The 21,412-nt window shown below is 73.5% G+C and carries 14 protein-coding genes; all 14 read left to right on the forward strand.

Going from position 1 to position 21,412, the window contains the following annotated elements; genetic code table 11:
* The first annotated feature begins 93 nt into the window (after window positions 1–93).
* Window positions 94–1,365, forward strand: coding sequence for an FAD-dependent oxidoreductase (locus tag ACH34Q_RS09765; protein WP_395982483.1), 1,272 nt, complete (start codon window positions 94–96; stop codon window positions 1,363–1,365).
* Complete coding sequence (locus tag ACH34Q_RS09770) at window positions 1,362–2,435, forward strand: cupin domain-containing protein (RefSeq protein ID WP_395982484.1); 1,074 nt, start codon at window positions 1,362–1,364, stop codon at window positions 2,433–2,435. The genes ACH34Q_RS09765 and ACH34Q_RS09770 overlap by 4 nt, the downstream gene beginning before the upstream one ends.
* Window positions 2,432–3,298 carry a fumarylacetoacetate hydrolase family protein gene (locus tag ACH34Q_RS09775; protein ID WP_395982485.1) on the forward strand — a complete coding sequence of 289 codons (867 nt, stop codon included), beginning with the start codon at window positions 2,432–2,434 and terminating at the stop codon, window positions 3,296–3,298. The genes ACH34Q_RS09770 and ACH34Q_RS09775 overlap by 4 nt, the downstream gene beginning before the upstream one ends.
* A gap of 51 nt (window positions 3,299–3,349) precedes the next feature.
* Complete coding sequence (locus ACH34Q_RS09780; protein WP_395982486.1) at window positions 3,350–5,842, forward strand: dynamin family protein; 2,493 nt, start codon at window positions 3,350–3,352, stop codon at window positions 5,840–5,842.
* A complete protein-coding gene (locus tag ACH34Q_RS09785; protein ID WP_395982487.1) occupies window positions 5,842–9,297 on the forward strand; it encodes a hypothetical protein in 3,456 nt (1,151 codons plus the stop codon). Before ACH34Q_RS09780 ends, ACH34Q_RS09785 begins: the two co-directional genes overlap by 1 nt.
* 11 nt (window positions 9,298–9,308) lie before the next feature.
* Window positions 9,309–10,424 (forward strand): hypothetical protein, encoded by a 1,116-nt coding sequence (locus tag ACH34Q_RS09790; protein WP_395982488.1) that lies wholly within the window; start codon window positions 9,309–9,311, stop codon window positions 10,422–10,424.
* A gap of 56 nt (window positions 10,425–10,480) precedes the next feature.
* A complete protein-coding gene (locus ACH34Q_RS09795; RefSeq protein WP_395982489.1) occupies window positions 10,481–11,608 on the forward strand; it encodes a sensor histidine kinase in 1,128 nt (375 codons plus the stop codon).
* 18 nt (window positions 11,609–11,626) lie between these two features.
* On the forward strand, window positions 11,627–12,319 hold the full coding sequence (locus tag ACH34Q_RS09800) for a response regulator (RefSeq protein ID WP_395982490.1): 693 nt from the start codon (window positions 11,627–11,629) through the stop codon (window positions 12,317–12,319).
* 113 nt (window positions 12,320–12,432) lie between these two features.
* Window positions 12,433–14,526 (forward strand): MMPL family transporter, encoded by a 2,094-nt coding sequence (locus tag ACH34Q_RS09805; protein WP_395982491.1) that lies wholly within the window; start codon window positions 12,433–12,435, stop codon window positions 14,524–14,526.
* A 109-nt stretch (window positions 14,527–14,635) separates the two neighbouring features.
* Window positions 14,636–15,010: a hypothetical protein gene (locus ACH34Q_RS09810; RefSeq protein WP_395982492.1), complete on the forward strand. Its 375-nt coding sequence runs from the start codon at window positions 14,636–14,638 to the stop codon at window positions 15,008–15,010.
* 14 nt (window positions 15,011–15,024) lie between these two features.
* Complete coding sequence (locus ACH34Q_RS09815) at window positions 15,025–16,077, forward strand: FecCD family ABC transporter permease (protein ID WP_395982493.1); 1,053 nt, start codon at window positions 15,025–15,027, stop codon at window positions 16,075–16,077.
* Window positions 16,074–17,099, forward strand: a complete 1,026-nt coding sequence (locus ACH34Q_RS09820) for a FecCD family ABC transporter permease (protein ID WP_395982494.1) — start codon at window positions 16,074–16,076, stop codon at window positions 17,097–17,099. Before ACH34Q_RS09815 ends, ACH34Q_RS09820 begins: the two co-directional genes overlap by 4 nt.
* On the forward strand, window positions 17,096–17,920 hold the full coding sequence (locus ACH34Q_RS09825) for an ABC transporter ATP-binding protein (RefSeq protein WP_395982495.1): 825 nt from the start codon (window positions 17,096–17,098) through the stop codon (window positions 17,918–17,920). The genes ACH34Q_RS09820 and ACH34Q_RS09825 overlap by 4 nt, the downstream gene beginning before the upstream one ends.
* A 36-nt stretch (window positions 17,921–17,956) precedes the next feature.
* Window positions 17,957–21,364 carry an amino acid adenylation domain-containing protein gene (locus ACH34Q_RS09830; protein WP_395982496.1) on the forward strand — a complete coding sequence of 1,136 codons (3,408 nt, stop codon included), beginning with the start codon at window positions 17,957–17,959 and terminating at the stop codon, window positions 21,362–21,364.
* Window positions 21,365–21,412 lie beyond the last annotated feature (48 nt).

The following is a 21,412-nucleotide window of genomic DNA, read 5'->3' on the forward strand; positions in this document are numbered from 1 at the left end:
GATGGCACTGAGGGCGACGGCACGGAGTTCGACATAGCGGAACTTTAGCAGCGGATCTTTCGCCTGGGCGGAAATGATGCCAGCGTTCGTTCCATGACGCTCAATCCCCAGAAGACATCCGGACCGCAGCGGGCCTCCGGACGGCCGGTCATCGTCGCCGGGGCCGGCCCGGTCGGCATGACGGCGGCGGCGCGGCTGGCCGCGCACGGCGTCCCGGTCGTGCTGGTGGAGGCCGAACCTGTCCCGCGCACGGACTGGCGGGCGTCGACGTTCCACGCCGCCACGATGGAGCTGCTGGAGGGCATCGGCGTCACCGAGCGGATGCACGCCGAGGGCCTGGTCGTCCCGCTGTACCAGTTCAGGGACCGCAGGGACGGGCTGATCGCCCAGTTCGACTTCGGGCTGCTGGCGGCCGAGACGCGCTACCCGTACCGGCTCCAGCTCAACCAGCAGCACCTGGTCCGAATGGTGCACGAGCGGCTGCGCGAGGACGACCGCGTCGAGCTGCTGTTCGGCTCCCGGGTCACCGGCGTGGCGAACACCGAGGACGGCGTGAGCGTGACGGTCGAGACCCCCGGCGGCACCCGCACCCTGGACGGCACGCACATGATCGGCGCGGACGGGCCGCGCAGCACGGTGCGCCGCTCGCTCGGCATCGACTTCGCCGGCTACACCTACCCCGAGCGGTTCCTCATCGTCAGCACCACCGTGGAGCTCCAGGACCTGATCCCCGGCCTCGCGCACGTCAACTACATCGCCGACCCGGAGCAGTGGCTGTTCGTCCTGCGTACTCCCGAGTCGTGGCGCGTGGTCCTGCCCGTCTCGCCGGACGAGCCGATCGAAGAGGCGACCGCGCCCGGCCGCCTCCAGGAGACCTTGCAGGGCATGGTGGCCTACCCCGACGGCTACCCGATCGTGGACTACCAGGCGTACAACGTGCACCAGCGGGTGGCCGAGAGGTTCCGGCGCGGGAACGTCCTGCTCGCCGGGGACGCCGCCCACATCAACAGCCCGATCGGCGGCGTCGGCCTCAACAGCGGCATCCACGACGTGATGGACGCGGCCGAGCGCATCGCCCGGATCCGCGCGGGCGACGGCGACCCGGAGGCGGAGCTGGCCGCGTACGACGCCGTACGCAGGCACGTCGCGGTCGAGTACGTCCAGGCCGACACCCAGCGCAACACCGAGCGGCTGCGGGAGACCGAGGACGCCCAGCGGCGGGCCACACACGACGAGATGCGCGCCATCGCCGCCGATCCCGAGCGGGCCCGTGCGTACATGCGGCGCGTCTCGCTGCTGGAGAGCGTGCGCAGGTTCGGCATCGGCCGCCCGCCCGAGCAGTCCGTCGAGGAGGCCCGCGCATGACGCTGGACGATCTGTACGCCCGCCTGGCCGCGGCGAACCTGCGGCCGCTGTGGACCATCACCGAGCAGCTGCTCACCCCCTCGCCGCGTCCGAAGGCCGTCCCGTGGCTGTGGCCCGGCGCGGCGATGCGGCCGCTGGCAGAGGAGGCCATCCGGCTCGTACCGGTGGAACGGGGCGGCGAGCGCCGCGTGCTGTCGCTGGCCAATCCCGGCCTCGGTGGCAAGCCGTACGTGGCCGGGACGCTGTGGGGGGCGCTCCAGGCGCTCGGCCCGCACGAGTCGGCGCCGGCCCACCGGCACTCGCCGGGCGCGATCCGGTTCGTCCTCGAAGGCGAGGGCGTCTGGACGACGGTGAACGGGGATGCCTGCGACATGGGACCGGGCGACCTGGTCCTGACGCCCGGCTGGGCCTGGCACGACCACACCAACGCCGGTGACGCGCCGATGTTCTGGTTCGACGGCCTGGACCTGCCGATGATCGAGGCGCTGGACGCGGTGTTCTTCGAGCCGTACCCCGAACTCCGGCAGCCGGTCGGCGGCCCGCACAACGCCTCCGAATCCCTCAGGAACCGGGGGCCGACATTCGCCGAAGGGCAGGTCGGCGATGCCCTCGATCCCGCGCCGTCACCGCTGCTGGTCTACCGCTGGGCCGACACCGACGCCGAGCTGACCCGGCTGGCGGCCGGCAACGACGACGCGGTCACCAGCCTGGAGTTCACCAACCCCGAGTCGGGGGCGAGTGTGCTGCCCACCCTGGGCTGCGGGATGCACCGGATCGTTCCGGGACGGGCCACCCTGCCGGTACGCCGCAGCGGCAACAGCGTCTATGTCGTCTACCGGGGGGAGGGGCACAGCGTCATGGGCGGCCGGCGCTTCGACTGGCGCGCCGGCGACATGTTCGCCGCCCCGTCCTGGGTTCCGGTGGAACACCACGCCCGTACCCAGGCCGACCTGTTCAGCATCGGCGACGCACCCGTACACCGTGCCCTGGGCATTTACCGCGAGCAGACCCTCGCCGAACCGCAGGCCGTCACCTCCACATTCGCGATCGAAGAAGGGACCGCCCCATGAAGCTGGCGCTGTTCGACGACCACCGGCTCGGCGTGGTCACAGGCGAGGGCCTGGTCGACGTCACCGACGCGCTGCCCTGGCCGCACGATCCCGACCCGCTGACCGCCGGCTGGTGGCGGCGGCTGTGCCGCGACTTCTCCGCCGTCCGCGACGAGCTGGAACGGGCCGCGGGGAAGGGCCCGGCCCTGGACCCGGAACGTGTCGCGCTGCTCGCCCCCGTGCTCAACCCGTCCAAGATCGTCGCCTCGGCCAGCAACTACGCCGAGCACGTCGCGGAGATGCACGGCGTGCAGGAGCGCACGCTCGGCCAGGTCGAGTCGTGGATGATGAACTTCGACGTCTTCCTGAAGGCGCCGTCCTCGATCAGCGGCCCGCGCGACCCGATCGTGCTGCCGGACGCGGTCGTCGCCGCCGGGCAGGAGATCCACCACGAGGCCGAACTGGTCGTCGTCATCGGCTCCGGCGGCAAGGACATCCCCGAGTCCGAGGCCCTGGACCGCGTTCTCGGCTACACGCTCGGGCTCGACATCACCGTGCGCAGCGCCGCCGACCGCTCCCGGCGCAAGAGCTACGACACGTTCAGCCCGCTGGGACCGTGGGTCGTGACCGCCGACGAGATCGGGGACCCCTCCGGCCTGGACATCGGGCTGTCGGTGAACGGGGAGCCGCGCCAGGCCGTGCACACCTCCACCATGATCACCAAGGTGCCGGCCATCGTCGCGTACGCCTCGTCGATGATGCGGCTGCTGCCCGGCGACGTGCTGTTCACCGGCGCGCCGCCCGGGGTGGGCCCGATCGAACGCGGCGACCGGCTCGACTGCACGATCGGCGGGATCGGAACGATGGTGCTTCGCGTCCGATAGAAGCAGTACGGTCAAGTTTGCCGTAGTCGCTTGGTTTGCGGGGGTACCAGCATGGAGTCCAGCCGGTTCGTCGCGGGCGGTCCCGCCGAGGCCGCGGCCGAGATCGAACGGTTGCGGCGGGCCAACGACGCCCTGGTGTCGCGGGTGGCCGCCGCAGGGGAACTGCCACAGGGTGCCGAGGGTGCGCGCCGGGCCTTCCTGGACCGGGCCGAGCTGGTCCGCCGCTGCGCCGACGAGGCGGTGACGATCGGCGTCCTCGGCGTCCACAGCACCGGCAAGACGCTGCTGCTCAACATGCTGCTGGGCCGTCCCGACCTGCTGCCCAGCGGGTACGCGCCCACGACGGGCAACGTGACCGTGCTGCACCTGCGCCCGACCGAGGAGGCGGGGGAGGCGCGGCTCACCGGGGCACGGGTGGAGTTCCTCAACGAGACCGACCTGTCGGGCTGCCTGGCCGCGCTGTTCGAGGCGGTCCGCGAGACCGCGCGCGACTCCGGGAAGATCGAGCCGCCGGCGCTGGCCGAGCTGGACGGGCTGCTCCCCGAGGGCTCGGACCGGTTCACGCCCGAGGGATGGGGCGGGCTGGTCCGCTGGTTCGAGGAGCGCGGCTGGCCGGCCGGCAGCACCGCGCTGCGGCTGCGCATCCTGGAGCTGCTGGCGTTCCGTACGGCGTGCCTGGCCGGACGGGACGTGCTGGGCCGCGAGGAGCAGGTCGACTTCGCCACGCTCAGCGCCAGCGCCATCAAGCTCGACACCGACGTCCTGCAGGCCGCGCAGGGCCCGCTGCCGCCGCGTCCCGGTCCCGGCCTGCCGATCCGGCCCGGTACCCGGCTGACCGAGGAGGGCCTGGCCGCGGCGTTCGCGTTCATCCGCCGGATCCATCTGGACGTGCTCGTCCCCACGGCGGTGTGGTCGCTGGCCGACATCGGCGCCGAGTCGGTCAGCCTGGTCGACTTCCCGGGGCTGGGCAGCCTGGCGTCCAAGGAGCGCGACGCCTACCTGGCCGACCAGGAGATCGACCGGCTGACCTCGATCGTCATCATGCTCGACGCCGAGTCGCCGTACGACGAGGCGCCGCTCGGGCTGATCACCCGCTTCGAGCGGACCCGCTCGGCCAAGCTCGCCCCGTCCTGCCTGGTGGTCGCCAACCGGCTGGACCGGCTGCCCGGCGGGCTGCGGTCGGCCGAGAGCGCGCCCGACCCGCTGCACAACGAGGCCGTCCTGGGGCACTCCGACGCGCTCCGTACCCTGCTGGGCATCGCCGAGCAGGCGGTGACGCACGGCCACACCGACCGCGTGACGCTCACCTCCGCCCTCTATGCGCGCCTGCTGACGGAAGGCGATGCGTCACCCGTCGAGGTCGGTGATGCCCAGTCCACCCGCTCCTGCGCCGAGGGCTGGCGGCGGCTGGCACAGCGCCTCAACGCCGACGATCCGGGCCGCCCGCTGGGCGCGCTGCTGGAGGCCGCCGCCACCGACGGCGGGATCGGCCGACTGCGCGACACCATCGCCCGGCACGTGGGCGAGCACGGCATGCCACTGCGACTCGACCGGATGTCGCGCCTCATCGGCGACCGCGTCGGTGCCCAGCGCGACCTGGCCCGCGCCATCCGCCCCGACGACCGGCGACCGGGCGGACGGCCCACCCCCGAGCAGCGCGAGCTGCGCCGGCTGCTGATCCAGGTCGCCAGGAACGCCCGGGGCCTGCCGCAGGCCGTACGGCCCCAGATGGACCAGGCCGAGGGCGACACCGGACTGCGCGCCGCCGTGGAGGAACGGGTCGTCGGCGACGTCTTCCGCTGGCCGGAGTGGCGGCAGCTGCTGGAGCCGGTCGAGCGCGGCGTCGTCCCGATCCGCCGGCTGGACCGCCGCGAGCTGCGCCCCAACGAGACCGGCGAACTGGAGAAGAGCTTCACCGCCGCGCTGGAACGGCTGGAGTCGCAGATCGTCGACCTCGACCAGACGCTCCTGGATCGCTGGATCCGGGCCCGTGACGAGGAGGCCGAGGACCTGCGCCGCCAGATCGCCGGGCTCGTGCAGGGCGCGGAGGGCGGCGATCCCGGCGTGCTGGCCTGGGCCGATCCGTTCCTGTCGTTCGGCTGGATCCGGCAGGAGGTCGAACGCGTCCGGAACGCGCGCCCCGCGGCGCCGGCCCCGTCCGGGCCGCCCGTGGAGAGCACCCAGGTCCAGGACTTCCCGCTGCGCCGCGAGCACGGCCTGCCCTGGCATCCGGACTACCCGGTACCGCACGGCTGGCCGACCGACGAGCTGGAGAAGCGCCGCCACCAGATCCAGGTGATGGCCGTCCGCAGGGAACTGGTCAACGCGCTGAGCCGCAAGGTGATGCTCCAGGCCGAGCAGCGGCGCCGCGTCCTGGTGGACGACGTCCGCGCGGCGTTCGCCGAGCGGCTGGAGTCGCTGCCGCAGGGCGACTACGGGCGGCTGGCCGCCGAGGCGCTCGGCGCCGGCCAGAGATCGGACGAGGCCGCCCTCGGCACGCTGGCCGAGAGCCTTCTGCAGGACCAGGGACAGGGGGAGCTCTGATGCCGCTCATCGTACGGATCGCGGCACCGGGCGGCGGGCACGCCCCGTGGGGCGGCGGCCCGATCCGGCTGGCCGAGCAGGCCGGCCGCTACGTGCTGCCCGACCTGCTGATCTCCCCGACCCATCCGCCGGTCTGGCTGAACGGCATCGCCGCCGACATCGAGGCCGGCGGCGCGCCGCGCGTGCTGCGCGAGGTCATCCGCAACGCCTACCGGGCGACGCGGTTCCCGGCCAAGCCGCTCCAGGGCCAGGTGACCGTGCCCGGCCCCGCGATCCCGGCGCTGGACGTCGAGGCGGGCGGGACCGTACGGCTCGTCCTGGACGTCGTCTACCGGGGGACGCCCGCCGCCGGAGCCGCCGATCCCGCCATCGAGATGTCCCAGCGCGTGACCTGCGACCTGATCTTTGTGCCGCTGCACGCGCAGGTGGCGCCCGAGCATTCCCCGTACTCGCCGTACCCGCCGGGCCAAGCGCCGCCGGCCCAGGCGCCGCCGCCCGTCCAGGAGTTCCCGGTGACCCAGGTCGACGCGCCGCCGGAGCCCGAGGCCAAGGCGCCGGTACCGGACGGCCATCACGGCTTCGCGGCCGTGGACCTCGGCACGACCAACTCCACCGTCACGCTGCTCGACAGCGAGCTCGTCCAGCGGGTCTCGATGTCGTCCAACCAGCAGGAGGAGCTGCGCGACCAGGTCGTCGCGCTCCTGGAGGCGCAGCCGGACGAGCGGCACGACCCGTACGGCGACGCCGCCGAGGAGTGGCTGGAGCTGCTCACCGAGACGGCCGAGGCCGTCCTGGACGACACCGCCGGTTCCCGCGGCGGAAGCAGGGGGCCGGGCGGATCGTCCCCTCAGGAAGAGGGAGATCCGGTCAGGGAACTGGTCGCCGCCCTGCGCGCGCGCCGCTCGACGAGCGACGAGCTGCTGCACGAGGTGCTGCGCAGGCTCGACCTGGACCTGCAGTTCGCCGGCGACGCGCTGCGGACGTGGCTGGCCGTACGGCTGCACCGCTGCTACGACACGGCGTTCGCGGTGCCCGCCCTCGACACCCGCTCGCTGCACCAGATCGTCCTGGACCCGAACGAGGGCGACACCGTCCTGTCCAGCCGGGCCGAGGTGACCTCGGTGTCGCCGCCGAAGGTACGGCTCGGCCCGGCGACCGTGGACGTCCCCGACCTGGAGGGCGACGGGCCCGGCGACGACGGGCCGCGCGTCTTCTACGGCCTCAAGGCGCGGTTCGACCGGCTGGACCAGGTCGAGACGACGCTCGACGGCAGGGAGCTGACCGTCCGTGAGCTGATCGGCGCCTCGTACGCCGACCTGATCGAGCGCACCAACCGGCACCTGACCGACCGGCGCGAGCACCGCAGGCTGATGGACCGGCGGCCGGTCGGCCGCGTCGTCGTCACCTATCCCGCGATGGCGTCGCTCAAGGTACGCGGCGAGCTGCGCCCGATGGTCGGCAAGGCGCTCGGTGTCCGGACCGTCTACACCAGCTACGACGAGGCGGTCGGCGCCGCGTTCTTCTTCCTGATGAAGGACGTCGGGGCCCGCTCGGGCAGCGGCATCGAGGCGCTGCGGGCGCGCTGCCGCCCGCTGCCGGGCCGGCCGGGGCACTGGCAGCGCAACGTGCTGGTGGTCGACATCGGCGGCGGCACGACCGACATCGCGCTGATCACGTTCGTGCTCAGCGACGAGACCCCGCCGCTGCCGGGCGTCGACCCGCGCTTCACCGGCCGCTACTACCGGATCGTCCCGACGCTGCGGGGGTCCAGCGGCCACGCCAACCTCGGCGGCAACCTCGTCACGCTGCGCGTCTTCCACTGGCTGAAGCTGCTGCTGGCCGACGCGCTGCTCGCGCACGACTCCCAGCGGCTGGCCGCGTCGCTGCCCGACGACCTGCGCGACACCGACGGCGGCTACCTGGCGGGCAGCCTGCCGATGCACGTCGCCGACGAGCTGCCGCTGCCCGGCGAGATCACCGAGCTGGTCGAGGACATCGTCCCGACCCATTGGAAGCGGCACCCGCGCCGGCGCCGCGCGTTCGAGCTGCTGTGGGACGAGGCGGAGAAGGCCAAGCGGGAGCTGGGCGCCGCCGGCGGCGACGGGGCGTACACCGTGTCCCGCGCGGTGCTCGGCCGGATCCTGCGGGCGCTCACCGACTCGCGGGCGCAGATCCCCGAGCAGGGCGTCGGTGAGCTGGTGCTGCAGGCGTCCCGCTTCGAGGATCTCGCCCGGCCCTCGGTCCGGCGGATCGTCGAGCTGGCCAACGCGCTGGTCGAGGAGCGGCTGCGCGACCGCGACGAGCGGCTCGACGAGCTGATCCTGACCGGCAACGCCAGCGCGCTGCCGCTGGTCGAGGAGGAGTTCGCGACCCGGTTCGGGGCCCGTCCCGGCGGGCACGAGACGTTCGCCTGGTCGGCGCACGACATCGAGGTCGAGCGGACGCTGCCCAAGAACGCCGCGTCGATCGGCGCCTGCTGGGCCGAGAGCCTGCGGCAGTTCGGGCACGACCAGCCCGCCAACGCCGCCGCCCGGCTCCGCGAGGACGACTCGGTCATCGACGTCGAGGTCGAGAACCTGTTCCGCGGGCTGCCCAGCTCGTTCGCGCTGGCCGGCCAGGACGGCCAGGAGCTGGTCGTGCTGTCGGCCGGCGACGCGCTGGACATCGTGGACGCCGAGCACGGCACCCGGGTCCGCACGGCCGCGACCGGCCCGCTGATCCGCAGCTTCCAGATCATGCGCAAGGTCGAGGGCGCGGCCTCGCTGCGCTGGGGCTCGTTCAGCTACGAGAGCCACCGGGGCGCCGAGGACCTGTCGCCGTCGGTGTGGCCCGCCGAGATCGGCACGATGCTGGACATGAGCCACGAGCTCGCCCCGACCCTGCACCTGTGGCGCGGCGACCAGCCGCACTACGTGGTGGAGGGCGAGGCGTTCGGGAACGTGCACGAGGTGCTGGCCAATCTGGGCGGCATCGCGCACGAGGAGCCGGGAGCCCGCTTCCAGCTCGTCGTGGACACGCCCCCGGAGGACCCGGCGGGCGGCTCGGTCGTGTTCGGCGAGCTGGCCGTCGGCCCGGACGGCCGGATCTATCCCGCCGTGCTCGCCGACCGGTTCCGCGGCCGCGACGGCCGCGTCCGGTCCGGCCTGCTGTCCCCCCTCCCGCTCCAGCGCCCGCCGCGCAACGGGGCCTGGACGTTCCACCTCCGCCTCACCAGCGGCAACGACGTGGTGCGGGTGGGCGAGAGCCGGCCGCTGCCCGAGGCACCGTACGTCGCGTGCTGGGTCTCGATCGACGAGGACGGCATGCTGCGCCTGCATCCCGGCGGGCCGCCGTTCGTCCGGGCCGAGAGCCTGCTGGACGTCGAGCAGGACCCGGGCGCGGTCTTCAGCACCGCGCTGGCCGAGCCCGACCTCCAGCTCGACGAGGCGCGCGACCCGTTCAGCGGTGAGCAGTGAACCCCGGAGCAGTGAACCCCGGAGTGGGGAGCGACGAGCCGTTCCGCGACCTGATGGCCGTCGAGGGGTCCGACCTCGCCGGGACCCTTCACGACGGGCTCCGGCTGCTGGCCCGCGCTCTCGACCAGACCGCCCTGCTCACCCCGGACGACCCGGGCACCGAGGCGTACGGGCGGGTCCGCGCCGTCCTGCGCGGGCTCCTTGACGAGCAGACCCCCGAGCAGGCCCCCGCACAGGCGGCGGCGCCCGTCGAGGAAGAGCCGCACCAGGTCTTCGACCTCTTCGAGCGTTTCTACGCCGACCGCTCCGTACGCGAGCACCTCGGCGAGACCCGGCGCCATCACGACCCCGCGCGCCAGTGGGTCGCGTTCAACTGTGCGCTGCTGCGCCTGCCGCGGAAGACGGCGGAGACCTGGCGCGCCCAGGCGGCCGAGGCCGTACCGGCGAGTCACGGTGGCCCGCCCGCGACGGTGCTGCCCGCGCTCGACACCGAAGAGGACCTGATCCTCCCTTGGCCCGACCAGGGGATCGGGGGAGTGCGGACGGCGATCGGCGCGGCCCCGCATCCCAAGGTGGCGAACGCGCTCGGCCACCAGGCCGTCCAGGATCCGGCCGGCCGGGCACTGGCGGCGCTCGCCTCGCAGGTCCTGGCCATCGCCGCGTCCGATCCCGAGGCGCTCTACTTCGAGAGCCTGACGCCGCAGCCGCGCCCCCTCGGCGAGACCGCCGCCCTGGCCGACTACACCAGGGAGCTGCTGACCAGGCTCGACGCGTTCCCGCCGGACGTGTCCGCCGATCCGCTCCGGGCCCTGGAGTCCCTGGTCGCCGTCGACGAGGCGCTCTGCTCGGTCGCCCACCTGCCTCCGGCCGCCGACCCGGCCTCCTGGTGGAACGGCCTGGCCGCCCGCTCGCACGAGCTGGTGTTCGCCCAGGCGGCGGGACTGCCCGGGCGCGCGCGGGTCCGCGAGCCCGCCCGCCGGTTCCGGGACGTCCGCGACCTCACCGAGGACGACGTCCCGGTGGTCAGCCGGACGCACCCCGGCCGGGTGATCTGGTGCCTGCGGCTGTACGCCGAGATCGACGGCCTCCCGCGCCTCGGCCGCGTCGTCTACGGCGTCGATCGCTGAGCGGGCTCGCTCTCACGAGTGAGGACAGCGGCGGGGCGCGGCCGGATACTGGGGCGGTGCCCCCCATCGACCGGATCGCCGACCGCCTGCGCGGCCTGCCGCCGTTCGCCGTGGACGCCGTCATCGCGGCCGGCTGCCTGGTCAACGCGGTCATCCAGGCGATGGTCAACCAGCGCTTCGCGTGGTGGCTGCCGCTGGTGGCGACGGTCGCTTCGGTGGCGCTGCTGTGGCGGCGACGGTACCCGCTCGGGGTGGCGGGCGTGGTCGGCGCCTGCACCACCGCGCTGGCCCTGGCGGACGCGCTGGGCGACATCCCGCCCGCGCAGCTGGTCGCCACCTACACGTTCGCCGCCCTGTGCCCCCCGACGGAGCGCCTGATCGGGGTCGTGACCACGGTCGTGGGCATCGCGGTGTCGATCGTCGTCCCGGCCGAAGGGGTGCTCAACCTGGGGCCGGTCGGGATCGCGTTCGCGGTCGCGTACGCGCTGGGCACCGGCGCCCGGGCCCGCCGGGACCGGATCGCGATGCTGGAGGAACGGGCCGCGCGGCTGGCCGAGGAGCAGTCCGCCGCCGCCACCCGCGAGCGCGAGCGGATCGCGCGCGAGATGCACGACATCCTGGCGCACTCGATGAGCATGGTCGTGATCCAGGCCGAGGCGGGCCCGGTCGCCGTGCGCACCGATCCGGCCAAGGCCGAGGAGGTGTTCGACACCATCTCGGCCACCGCGCGGGAGGCGCTGGCGCAGCTGCGCCGGGCGCTGGGCGTGCTGCGCTCGGAGGAGGCGTCCCGCCGGCCGCCGCCGGGCCTGGACGCGCTGCCCGCCCTGGTCGCCGACGTCCGGCTCGCCGGCCTGGACGTCACGCTGGAGGAGGACGGGAAGCGCCGGTCCGTCCCGTCCGACCTGGCGGTGACCGCGTACCGGATCGTCCAGGAAGCATTGACGAACACGGTCAAGCACGCGGCCGCGCGTAACGCCCGGGTGCGGCTGGTCTGGCGTGACGGCTCGCTGCGCCTGGAGGTGAGCGACGACGGGAACGGCCCCGGTGGCTCCAACGGCTCCGGCGGGCACGGGCTGGTCGGGATGCGCGAGCGCGTCAACGCGGCCGGCGGCGAGCTGGAGACCGGCGCCGGACCCGGCGGAACGGGCTACCGCGTGGCGGCCACTCTGCCCTTGGAGCCCTGAGAACCCTTAGATTGAGGCGTGCCCGAGCAGCAGCGGATCCGCGTCCTCATCGCCGACGACCAAGCGCTCGTCCGGGACGGCTTCGGCATGATCCTGGCCGCGCAGCCCGATCTCGACCTGGTGGGCGAGGCGTCCGACGGCGCGGAGGCGATCCGGGCGGCGCGCGAGCTGAGCCCCGACGTGGTGCTCATGGACGTGCGGATGCCGAACGTGGACGGCATCGAGGCGACCGCCGCCATCTGCCGCGACACCGCCGCCAAGGTGCTGGTGCTCACCACGTTCGACCTCGACGAGTACGTCTACGACGCGCTGCGCGCCGGCGCCAGCGGCTTCCTGCTGAAGGACATGCGGCGGGCCGAGCTGGTCGACGCCGTACGGGTGGTGGCCGCGGGCGAGGCGCTGCTCGCGCCGACCGTGACCCGGCGGCTGATCGCCGACGTGGTCGCGCGGGCCGCCCCGCCCGCGGCCCGTTCCGGCGAGCGGCTGGCGGCGCTCACCGCCCGGGAGACCGACACGCTGCGGCAGGTCGCGCGCGGCCTGTCCAACGCCGAGATCGCCCGGGAGCTGTTCGTCACCGAGCACACGGTGAAGACCCATGTCAGCAGCCTGCTGAGCAAGCTCGGCCTGCGCGACCGGGTACAGGTCGTGGTGCTGGCCTACGAGACGGGCCTGGTACGGCCGGGAGAGAACCCGGCCCCCGGCCACTCCTGAGGGGGAGGCGCCCCCTCCTGAGAGCGGGCCGGAGATCCGCTCCTGGCGGCGATTCGCGCCGGACGGCCCCGTACGAGCATCAGGGCAGCCCTTCCCCCCAGATGGAGGCTGTCGTGAACCACACCATCTCCGGATTCTCCGTCCGGCGCCCCTGGGTCGTCATCGTGCTCTGGCTCGCGGTCGTGGCCGCCGGGTTCGGTGTCGGCACCGGGGTGTTCGACAAGCTCAACCCCGAGGTCGGCTCGGTGCCGGGCAGCGAGTCCTACCGTGCCGAGCAGCGGCTCGAGCAGGCCGCGCCCCGTCCCGAGACCATCACCGCCATCGTCCCCGGCCGTCCAGCGAACGATCCCGCGCTGAAGGGCAGCCTGGCCGCCGTGCGCGCCGTGCCGGGCGTCGCCGAGGTGTCCGAACCGCTCCCGTCGTCCCAGGCCGGCGGACCGCTGCTGGTCGAGATCGCCCTCGCGCCGGGCGACGGCCAGGAGGACGCCGCCGAGACCGCCGCCGGGCGGCTGGAAGGCCTGGGCGCCACCGTCTCGGGCGGTCCCCTGTCGGACGCCGAGTACGACGAGCAGGCCCAGAGCGATGTGGCCAGGGCAGAGATGCTGAGCATGCCGGTCGTGCTGGTCCTGCTCCTGGTCTTCTTCGGCGGGCTGCTGGCCGCCGGTCTGCCGCTGCTGATCGCGGTCGTGGGCGTCGGCGCCACCTTCGGGATCCTGTACGCCTTCAGCACCGTCACCGACATCTCGGTGTACTCCATCCAGATCGTCACCATGCTGGCCGTCGGCTTGGCGGTGGACTACGCGCTGCTGATCGTCAGCCGGTTCCGCGAGGAACGCCACACCGCGCCCGACGTGCACACGGCGGTGACGCGCACGATGGCGACGGCCGGCCGCACGGTCATGTTCTCCGGCCTGACCGTCGCGGTCGCGCTGGCCGGCCTGACGGTGTTCCCGGACCCGTTCCTGCGCTCGATGGGAGTGGCCGGAGCCGCCGTCGTCGCCGTGGACATGGCCGTCGCGCTCACGCTGCTGCCCGCGCTGCTCGGCCGGTTCGGGCACCGGATCAAGCCGGCGAAGCGGCGCGAGGGACGCGCGGTCTTCGCCCGGGTGGCCCGCGCCGTCCAGCGCCGTCCCGTTCTGACGCTGGTCGTCGCGGCCGGCGCGATGGTGACGCTGGCGCTGCCGGTGTTCGGGATGCGCATCTCCGAGGGCGACCCGCGGATGCTGCCCGAGTCGTCCACCACCCGCGCGATGTGGGACCAGCTCAACAGGTACTTCCCGGAGCAGGCGCAGTGGGGCGGCGACATCCAGATCATCGCCGACGCGCCCGCGGACGATCCGCGCATCGCGTCGCTCCGCCGGGATGTGGCCGCGCTGCCGGGCGTGGCCGAGGTACGGATGGAGAAGGCCGGGCCCGAGGCGACGGCGATGATGGCCACCCCGCGCGGCGCCGCCGAGAGCGCGGAGGCCCGTGCCGCCGTCGAGTCGATCCGCGACCTGCGCGCGCCGTTCGGCGTCGAGGTGACCGGTGACACCGCCCGGCTGGCCGACTACAAGGCGATGCTCGTCGAGCGGGTGCCCTGGGCCATCGCGATCGTGGCGTTCGGCACGCTGCTCCTGCTGTTCGCGTTCACCGGCTCGGTCCTGCTGCCCGTCAAGGCCGTGCTGACCAACCTGCTCAGCATCGGCGCCGCGCTCGGCGTCGTGGTCTGGGTGTTCCAGGACGGCCATCTGGCGGGCCTGTTCGGTACCGAGGGCGCGGGCTACCTGCATCTCACCGTCCCGGTCCTGGTCGGCGCGATCGCGTTCGGGCTGTCGGTGGACTACGAGGTGTTCCTGCTGTCGCGGATCCGCGAGCGCTGGCTCGCCGGGGCGGGCCCGCGCGCCTCGGTCGCCGAGGGGCTCCAGCACACCGGCGGCATCGTGACCGCGGCGGCCCTGGTCATCGGCGTGGTCTTCGCCGCGTTCGCGCTCGGCGGCTTCGCCCCCATCAAGGCGCTCGGACTGGGCCTGGCGCTGGCCGTCACGCTGGACGCGACGATCGTGCGGATGCTGCTGGTCCCGGCCACGATGACCCTGCTCGGCCGGTACAACTGGTGGCTGCCGCGTCCCCTGCACCGGGTCCACACCCGGCTGGCCCTCACCGAGTCCGTACGGGAGGACACCACGCCCGAGCCGGTGTCCGAGCCGGTCCACGCGGGCCGCTGATCGAGGGCTACCTGCCCGTGGTTACCTGCCCGTGGTTACCTGCCGGTGTTTTCTTGATCGAGACCCGGCAGGTGCCATCGGTCCCACGGCCTGCCACGTCCTTAAGGGCATGCGGCAGCCCAGCAAGAACATCGCCCTGCTCGAGATCTTCGAAGAGCACGCCGATCCGCTCGTGACGGAGACGCAGGCGCGAGGGCTGCACCGCGAGCTGACCGAACGGCACGTACCGGCCGAGCCCTCCTACGGATCCTCGCTCGCCGTCGTGGTCGCCTCGGGCCCCGCCGTCGCCGCGCTCGTCGAGTGCGTCTTCGCGTGGCTGTCCGCGGGCCCCGGCCGTACCGTCCAGGTCGGCCGGGGCCCGGCCCGCATCGAACTGCCCGGGCCGTCCCCGGAGCACCGGCAGCGGCTGATCGAATGGCTGATGGACCACATCGAGCCACCGGGCCCCGAAAGCACCGGGGGATCGCGCGAGGAATTAGCTTAGGCTAGCCTAATTATGTGCTGACCTCCGTGCGGAAAGTCCCCCTCGGCGACCGTCCGCCACCCGCGCGGAGCGGTGGCCGCGCCCGCCGGTGGGCCGGGCTGGCACTGCTCGGCGGTCTGCTGGTGGTGGCGGTGCTCGCCGGTCTCGGGATCGGGGCCGAGGGGATCCCGCCGGGCGAGGTGCTGGCCGCGGTGCTCAGCCCGGACGGCTCGGAGCACGCCCTGATCGTCCAGGAACTGCGGCTTCCCCGCACGCTGCTGGGCGTGGGGGTCGGGCTGGCGCTGGGGCTGGCCGGGGCGCTGATGCAGGCGCTGACCCGCAACCCGATGGCCGAGCCGGGCCTGCTGGGCGTCAACGGCGGCGCCGCGCTGGCCGTGGTGACCGTGATGAGCCTGGTCAGGACCGACGAGGTCCTGTTCTACATCTGGGCGGCGTTCGGCGGGGCGGCGGCCGCGTTCGTGCTGGTCTACCTGATCGGCGCGCAGGGCAGGGGCGGTGCCTCGCCGGGACGGCTGGTGCTGGCCGGGGCCGCGCTGAACGCGGTGTTCACGGCGCTGACGGCCGGGCTGATGCTGCTCAGCCCCAAGACGTTCAACGGCTTCCGGTTCTGGCAGGTCGGTTCGCTGTCGGGACGCCCGATCGAGGTGTTCTACGAGGTGGCGCCGTTCTTCGTCGTGGGAACGGTCCTGGCCCTGCTGCTCGCGCGCCCCCTGAACGCCCTGGACCTCGGCGAGGACGCCGGCCGGGCGCTGGGCGTCAAGCCGGGCCGCACTCGCGCGCTCGGTGCGCTGGCGGTGGTCATCCTGTGCGGGGCCGCCACCGCCGCCGCCGGTCCCATCGCGTTCCTGGGGCTGGCCGTCCCGTTCATCGTGCGCGCCTGGGTCGGGCCCGACCAGCGCTGGGTGCTGCCGTATTCGATGCTGCTCGCGCCGGTCCTGCTGCTGGGCGCGGACGTCCTGGGACGGGTGGCGACGCCGGGCGAACTGGAGACGGGCATCGTCACGGCGTTCCTCGGCGCGCCCCTCTTCATGCTGATGGTGCGGCGCGGGGGGATGCGCAAACTATGAGCCGGGTGACGCGTACCAACTCCGTATCGCTGCGCTGGGAGCCGCGGGTCGTCGCGGTCTGCGCCGCGCTCCTGGCCGCCGCGTGCGGCGCCGCCGTGTTCGTGGTCGGGACGGGCGACTTCCCCATCCCCGCGCTCGACGTCGTCCGGGTGCTGCTGGGCCAGGGCGACCAGGCCACCGACTTCATCGTCACCACGCTGCGGCTGCCGCGCGCCGTCGTGGGGCTGCTGGCCGGGCTCGCGCTCGGGCTGAGCGGGGCGATCTTCCAGAGCATCTCGCGGAACCCGCTGGGCAGCCCGGACCTGATCGGGTTCACCACCGGCTCGGCGAGCGGCGCGCTGCTGCAGATCCTGGTCTTCGGCGGCGGGACCGTCGCCATCGCGACCAGTTCGGTGGCGGGCGCCGTCGGTACGGCGCTCGTCGTCTACCTGGTGGCCTACAAGGGCGGCGGCGTGCACGGCATGCGGCTGGTGCTCATCGGGGTCGGCGCCGCCGCGATGCTGGAGTCGCTGAACGCCTACCTCATCACCCGGGCCGAGCTGCGCGACGCGTACGAGGCGGCGTTCTGGCTGACCGGCAGCCTCAACGGCCGGGGGTGGGAGCAGGCGGTGCCGCTGGCCGTCGCGATGGCCGTGCTCGTGCCGATGGCGCTGCTGTACGGGCGGCAGCTCGGCATGGGGGAGCTGGGCGACGAGGCCGCCCGGGCGCTCGGCGTCCCGGTCCAGCGCTCCCGCGTGATGCTGGTGATCGCGGGGGTCGGGCTGGTCGCGGCGGCGACGGCGGCGGCCGGGCCGGTCCCGTTCGTCGCGCTGGCGGCGCCGCAGCTGGCCCGCCGCCTCACCCGGCGCACGGGCCCGCATCTGATGTCGGCCGGGCTGATGGGGGCGGCGCTGCTGGTGTTCAGCGATCTCATCTCGCTGCGGCTGCCCGTCGCGCTGCCGGTCGGTGTGGTGACCGGCGTGCTGGGCGGTCTGTATCTGGTTTGGCTGTTGTCCATGAGGGATCGAAAGGGGATGCCGTGACGAGGTTGCGTGCCGCTGATCTGACGCTGGCCTACGACCAGCGCGTGGTGGCCGAGGGGCTGGGCGTGGAGATCCCGGACGGGTCGTTCACCGTCATCGTGGGGCCGAACGCGTGCGGGAAGTCGACGCTGCTGCGCGCGCTCGCCCGGCTGCTGAAGCCGAAGGCGGGCACGGTCTTCCTGGACGACGAGCCGATCACCTCGCTGCAGGGCAAGGAGGTCGCGCGCCGGCTCGGGCTGCTGCCGCAGTCGCCGATCACCCCCGACGGCATCTCGGTCGGCGACCTGGTGGCGCGCGGCCGCTACCCGTACCAGGGCCTGCTGCGCCAGTGGTCGCGCGACGACGAGCGCGCGGTGAACGAGGCGATGGAGGCGGTCGGGGTGACCGACCTGGCCGATCGCGTCGTGGACGAGCTGTCGGGCGGCCAGCGGCAGCGGGTGTGGCTGGCGCTGGTGCTGGCCCAGCAGACGCCCATCATGCTGCTGGACGAGCCGACGACCTACCTCGACATCGCGCACCAGATCGAGGTGCTCGACCTGTGCTCGCGGCTGCACGAGGAGGGCCGCACGCTCGTCGCGGTCCTGCACGACCTCAACCACGCCTGCCGGTACGCGACGCACCTGGTCGCGATGCGCGGCGGCGAGATCGTCGACCAGGGGCACCCGAGCGAGGTCGTCACGGCGGATCTGGTGGAGCGGGTGTTCGGGCTCGCGTGCCAGGTCATCCCGGACCCGGAGTCCGGGACGCCGCTGATCGTGCCCGCCGACCGGCGGCGGGGCAAGGGGACCGCCGCGGCGGCGTTGACGGCGAAATCGGCGTGAATTAGGTTAGCCTTACCTAATTTTCAGAGGAGCGCCGTGCTGACCTGGGACGAACTGCACACCGCCTTGACCGAGGTGCTGGGCGAGGAGGCCCGGCCCGACGACAACCTCATCGAGCTGGGCATGGACTCGATCCGGCTGATGGGGCTGACCGGCCGGCTGCGCAAGCGGGGCGTCGAGGTGCGCTTCGCCGAGCTGGCCGAACGCCCCACCCTCGCGGAGTGGTGGGACCTGCTCACCGAGCGGGGCGCGGTCGATCCGGGACCCGTCCCGGAACCGGAGCCCGCGCCGCCCGAGCCCGGTCCGGCCGACGAGGACGGCGAGGCGTTCCCGCTGGCGCTGATGCAGCACGCGTACTGGATCGGCCGCGACTCCGAGCAGTCGCTCGGCTCGGTCGCCGCGCACCTGTACGTGGAGCTGGACGGCCGGGAGATCGACCCGGAACGGTTCGAGGCGGCCGTGCGCGCGCTGGTGGAACGGCACCCGATGCTGCGCGTCGCGGTCTCCGACGACGGTACGCAGCGCGTCCTGCCCGAACGCGCGGGCCCGGTCATCACCGTTCACGACCTGCGCGAGGCGGGCGACCCGGCACCCGGGCTGGAGCGGATCCGCGCCGAGATGTCGGTGCAGCGGCTGCCGATCGAGGACGGCCGCGTCTTCGACGCCCGGCTCAGCCTGCTGCCCTCCGGCGCCGCACGCCTCCACCTGGACGTGGACATGGTCGCGGCGGACGCGATGAGCTACCGCACGCTGCTGGCCGACCTGGCCGCGCTGTACGAGGGCGAGTCGCTCGCCCCCATCGGCTACACCTACGCGCGCTACCTGGCCGCCGACCCGCGTGCCGAGGCCCGCGAGCGCGACCGGCAGTGGTGGAACGAGCGGCTCGGCGACCTGCCCGGCCCGCCCGAACTGCCGGTGGTGCCCGAGCCCGGCGACCGGGTCGTCCGGATGCACCACTGGCTCCCGCCCGGCGACAAGGACCGTTTCCTCGCGCGGGCGCACCGCGAGGGAGTCACCCCCGCGATGGCGCTGGCCGCCGTGTTCGCCGAGGTCATCGGTGCCTGGTCGGCCACGCCGCGGTTCCTGCTCAACCTCCCGCTGTTCCACCGCGAGCCCGTCCACCCCGGCGTCGACCAGGTGGTCGGCGACTTCACCGGCTCGATCATGCTGGAGGTCGACCTCACCGAGGACCTGCCGTTCGTGGAACGGGCGCGTACCGTCCAGGCGCGGCTGCACACCTCGGGCGCGCACAGCGACTACTCCGGTCTCGAAGTGCTGCGTGACCTGTCGCGCGCACGCGGCGAGCAGGTGCTCGCGCCGATCGTCTATACCAGCGCGCTCAATCTCGGCGAGCTGTTCGGCGAACGGGTGCGCGGGTGCTTCGGCGAGCCGGAGTGGATCGTGTCACAGGGCCCGCAGGTGCTGCTGGACGCCCAGGTCACCGAGGTGTCCGGCGGGCTCCTTCTCAACTGGGACGTACGGACTCCCGCGTTCCCCGAAGGCGTCGCCGACGCGATGTTCGCCGCGTACACCGCGCACATCACCCGGCTGGGCGCCGAGGGCGCCGACTGGACCGAGCCGCTGCGGATCGGCGCGACGCCCGAGCAACTGCGCATCCGGCACCGGCTGAACGCCACCGAGGCGCCGCCCGCGCGCACTCTCATCGAAGGCTTCTTCCGCCTTGCCGGGGAGCGGCCTGCCGCGCCCGCGCTGCACTGGGGCGACGACGGCACGCTCTCGTACGGCGAACTGGCCGACCGGGCACTCCACGTCGCGGGCCGCCTGGTGGCCCAAGGCGTACGCCCCGGCGACCGCGTGTCGATCGAGCTGCCCAAGGGCCCTGGCCAGGCCGTCGCCGTGCTCGGCGTGCTGGCCGCGGGCGCCGCGTACGTACCGATCGGGGCCGAGCAGCCGGCCGCCCGCCGCGAGAAGATCCGCGCGAGCGCCGCCGTGGCCGCCTCCCTGACCGCCGTGGACACCGACGGGTCCGAACGGCTGGACGCGCCCGTTCAGGTACGCCCGGACCAGGTCGCCTACGTGCTGTTCACCTCCGGATCGACCGGCGAGCCCAAGGGCGTCGAGGTCTCGCACGGCGCGGCCATGAACACCATCGGCGACCTGGTGGAACGGTTCGGGCTCGGCCCGTCCGACGTGACGTTCGGGGTGTCGGCACTCGACTTCGACCTGTCGGTGTTCGACCTGTTCGCGCCCTGGTCGTCGGGCGGCGCGGTCGTGCTGCCCGAGCAGGACGACCGCCGCGACGCCGCGCGCTGGGCCGAGCTGGTCGAGCGACGGTCGGTGACCGTGCTCAACTGCGTGCCATCCGTACTGGAGATGCTGCTGGCGACCGGCCCGGGGCGGGTCGAGGCGGGAAAGGCAACTGTTCCGAGCCTGCGCCTGGTGCTGCTCGGTGGCGACTGGGTCGGCGCGCACCTGCCCGCGCTGCTGCGGGAGCGGGCGCCCGGCTGCCGGTTCGTGGCCCTTGGCGGTACGACCGAGACGGCGATCCACTCCACCGTCCTGGAGGTCGAGGGCGAGGTACCGTCCGGCTGGCACGCGATCCCGTACGGCGTGCCGCTGCGCGGTGTCGCCTGCCGGGTCGTGGACGAGGCAGGCCGCGACCGTCCCGACTGGGTGACGGGCGAGTTGTGGATCGGCGGCGGAGGAGTGGCCGACGGCTACACAGCTGATCCGGATCGTACGGCTGACAGGTTCGTGGTGCACGAGGGCACCCGCTGGTACCGGACGGGCGACCTGGCGCGGTACTGGCCGGACGGGACGCTGGAGTTCCTCGGCCGCCGCGACCACCAGGTGAAGGTACGCGGGTTCCGGATCGAGCTGGGCGAGGTCGAGGCCGCGCTGGCGAGCCACCCGGAGGTGGGCCGCGCCGTGGGGTTGCTCGCCGCCGGACGTCTCGCGGCGGCCGTCACAGGCCCGGCGGACCTCGCCTCCGCCGACGTGCTCGCCCACGCCCGCGAGCTGCTCCCGCCGCACATGGTGCCCGAGCTGCTCCTGCCGGTCGCGGAGCTGCCCCTGACCGCGAACGGCAAGGTCGACCGCAAGGCGCTGACCGCCCTGGCCGCCGCCGCGAGCGGTGCGGCGGGCGAGGCCTACGTCGCTCCGCGTACCGCGCTGGAGAAGGTCCTCGCCGCCATCGTGGCCGACGTGGTGGGCGTCGAACGGGTCGGCGTGGACGACGACTTCTTCGCGCTAGGCGGCGACTCCGTACTGGCGACATCGGTCATCGCCCGGCTCCGCGAGGCCCTCGACACCACCGCCCTTCCGGTCCGGGTGGTCTTCAACCAGCGGACCGTCGCCGCCATCGCCCGCCGGTTCACCGACCTGGAGACGGAACCGGGACGCCTGGACGCGGTCGCCCAGATCTGGCTGATAGTCGAGGGCATGTCGGACGACGAGCTGTCCGAGCGCCTCGCCCACCCCTAAGTCCTCCTTGTTGACTCGTGGCGTGTTCGCCTTTCCAGAGCAACAAGC

The organism is Actinomadura sp. 9N407 (genome assembly GCF_044326315.1).
GTDB lineage: Bacteria > Actinomycetota > Actinomycetes > Streptosporangiales > Streptosporangiaceae > Spirillospora.